The sequence below is a fragment of the Lentibacillus sp. genome (assembly GCF_035301675.1).
Classification (GTDB): Bacteria; Bacillota; Bacilli; order Bacillales; family Amphibacillaceae; genus Lentibacillus.
In genome coordinates, this window is sequence record NZ_DATGTT010000070.1 from 1 (window position 1) to 3,287 (window position 3,287).

Consider the following 3,287-nt stretch of genomic DNA (forward strand, 5'->3'; position numbering starts at 1 on the left):
ATATATTTCCTCTCCTAGAACTTCATCTAGTCTTTCAGGCAAAATACTCATATTATTTTCCTCCTAAAGCTTCTTCTCCTCGTATTTTCCAATAATTAATAGAATCTACTTTTTGAAACGCTCCTCTAGTTGTCTCATCCATTGGATAAAATGGATTCAACTTTCCCTTATAAGGATGTAGTGGAGCTTTTTTAGCATTACTGATATTATGATACCTAGTTGAAGCTTCATACAATGGTCCAACACCTTTTTGTTGTGAATGATGCAATGTTGCAACACTACCTGCATCATCAAGAATAGGAGCAAGTCCGTATTTCGCAGATGCTTCAGCATTTGTTAACCCACGACCTTTTTTAGCCCCTTTTGTTCGGACCACATCCCAATTAATATCTCCTCTTTGATATACTTTATAGGTAAATCCTGTGCCATTTTTACCTGCATTATACTCTACACTCCGAGTAAAATATTTATTATTCTTATAGTCCTTTAGATCTTGATAAGTTTTTTTACCCGCACCCTTAGCATCCAATTTCTCCGCTTGCCATATCAATTGATCCTTCAATTGCTTCCCATCTACCACATTAAATGGAACATAGCCACCTGTTGCTACTTGATATTGTGGGGCATAAGGCAACAAGTTCGACATATCGAATTCTGACACTTTTTTGCTTGCATTTGCAACACCGGTTTTAGCAGCTGTTGTACCACTTTTGGCTGTGGTTGTTCCAGCTTTCGCGACTGAACCGGCGCCTTTAGTACCAAATATAGATGTTGCAATCAGGCCTGATGCATAAGTTATCCACTGAGCGCGGCTTTCTGCATCGCCATTGGCCATATCGCGATCAAAAGATTCTTCTATGGCGTTCTTTATGTACTTGGAAGTATCAATGGGATGGCTCACTGCACCCCACATGGCGGTTCCGGTTTGTATTGGATGTGCTACAGTATTATATACACCAACAACAGCTTCTTCACCAACCTTGTAAACTCCTGTTCCAACTCCTTTGGCAGTAGACCCCGCAACTTTTAATCCTTTCATCAGAAAGTTGTCTTCATCTTCTTCCTTTTCTTCCGTAACAGGATCGCCATACACTTCTTTCATAATCGTTGGCAGAGTTGTTAATTCCAATGCAGTTAATGCGTTAAATGATGAGATGGAATGCTCGCGATGAAAAGTGCGCGTCATTTCACTCATATAACTTTTCATTACATCGAGATCTATTTCTACTTCATGTAACGCTTTTGTCTGTTTGTCATCCAGTTCATGTAGCTGTTCGATATGTAAGTTTACTTTGTCTCTACCTTTTTGAACCGCATGGCTAAACTCTTCCAAATCAAGCGAAGGCAATGACACAATATCAGAAATATTATCCATTACCTTATTGGCCTCATCCGCTATCCCGGTGGCAACTGTTTCTACCTTATCCAGTCCGCGCTGAACATCGTTTTCCATAAAATCCTGCCGTACCAATCCATTCTCATCTGATTCATAGGAATGCACATCGTTTTTAATCTTTTGTAAAACTTTAGCATAATTGATTAGTGACTCATATAGAAAAATCAAAAATGGCTCATGAACTGTTTCATAGAATGAACGAATTGCTTCTCCAGTTTTTCCTTTTAGATAATATTCCAATTCAATGATACCACGTACGCCTTTTTCCCTTTTTATTTCGTCTGGAAAAGAGGTTTCAAAGATTTCGGAAGATCTTTTTAAAGTAGAAACAGCTTGATTAATTGGATGCTGTACAATTTTAATTTCAGTAGACATATACTAGGTATGCCCCCCTTATTCCAGCTCTTCGGTTTCACCGCAAAAATCATTTCGACCATGAACTGGTAATTACTTCTATTATGTAGGATTATTTGAAAACTTTCAACGAGCAAAAGCATAAGTTTTCGTACGAGGGAGGGAACACAAAAACACACCGGTAATCAAAAACCGATGTGTTTCTATCTTAATCTACTTTCAGGATAATTTTCCCGATGTTTTTATTGCCTTCCATATGTTCATGTGCCTGTTGAACTTGATCAAAAGGAAATACGTGATCAACAACCGGCCGAAGTTTGTTATTGTTAAAAAGATCCAATGCTTTGGTGGCAAATTCATTTGTGAGCGCTGCTTTATATGCATCACTTCTTGGTGTAAGCAGTGTTCCTGTCAGCTGGATCCGTTTCGACATAAGTTGTCCTAAATTGAATTTTTCTATTTCTGAACCACCTAATAATCCGATCAACACCCAGCGCCCATCTACTTTTATGCTCGCGAAATTTTTACGCCAATACGATGCGCCGATGAAATCAAGAATCAAATCAACGCCCTGATTGTTCGTCGCTTTGAGGACTTCCTCATCAAAGTTCTGTTCCTTATAGTTGAAACCGTGATCCGCCCCTAATGACCGGCAAAAGTCCAGTTTCTCTTGGGAGCCGGCAGTTGTAATGACATTCGCTTGTCCGATTTGTTTAGCAAGTTGAATCGCCGCCGTTCCGACACCACTTCCTCCTGCATGAATCAGCACGGTCTCCTTCGCTTGTAATTGACCTAACCAAAATAAAGTTTGATAAGCGGTCAAAAATACTTCAGGGATAGCTGCTGCTTCTTCAAATGAAAGGTTTTCCGGAATTACCATCGCTCTCTCGGCTGGCATCACGGCGTACTCCGCATAGCCACCACCATTCACAAGCCCCATAACGCGGGTTCCGGCTTCCACATTTGCCCCAGCTCCTGCTTGTTCAACAACCCCAGCAACTTCGACACCTAAAATCGGGTTGTCCAAATAGCCGGATCTGCTTTTTCGGTTGATAATATCCGTCCGATTAATCGCTGCTGCTTTCACTTTGATCAGTAATTCACCCGTTTTTGGCTCAGGTTTGGGTTGTTCACCAACCTGTAATTGCTCTGCACCACCTGGTTGTTTTACAATGATTGCTTTCATGTGTCGTCCTCCTTCAAATACGTTTATCTTTATAATAGCATTTTTTAGTGATAGAAAATATTGAATTGTTTTGATCATCACCACTTCTTTATTTGGTGTTGGGATTTTTTCAACAGATAATTATCCCTCTCATAAATTTATCTGATATGATAATATCGAAGATGAAAATATACATGAAGCATGCCGCTTTTAACATAGGGAGGGCAGGTTATGACTAAAAACCACGCTTGGATTTTCGGAAGACTAATCATTGTTATACTTACCGTACTCGCCTTTTTATGGGTTACTGCCTGGATTTTTTCGATATCTTACCCCTTCTGGGTGGCTGCACTTCTCGTTTGGATGTTCTAT

General features: G+C 39.9%; 2 protein-coding genes. Both read right to left on the reverse strand.

Annotated features, from left to right (window positions below):
• Positions 1-52: 52 nt before the first annotated feature.
• Positions 53-1,771, reverse strand: a complete 1,719-nt coding sequence (locus VK097_RS12580) for an LXG domain-containing protein (RefSeq protein WP_324212158.1) — start codon at positions 1,769-1,771, stop codon at positions 53-55.
• A gap of 187 nt (positions 1,772-1,958) precedes the next feature.
• Positions 1,959-2,936, reverse strand: a complete 978-nt coding sequence (locus tag VK097_RS12585; RefSeq protein ID WP_324212159.1) for an NAD(P)H-quinone oxidoreductase — start codon at positions 2,934-2,936, stop codon at positions 1,959-1,961.
• Positions 2,937-3,287 lie beyond the last annotated feature (351 nt).

Excerpts from the sequence above, each read along its gene's own strand:
- VK097_RS12585 (WP_324212159.1), bottom strand. The coding sequence starts at position 2,936 with ATGAAAGCAATCATTGTAAAACAACCAGGTGGTGCAGAGCAATTACAG.
- VK097_RS12580 (WP_324212158.1), bottom strand. The coding sequence starts at position 1,771 with ATGTCTACTGAAATTAAAATTGTACAGCATCCAATTAATCAAGCTGTT.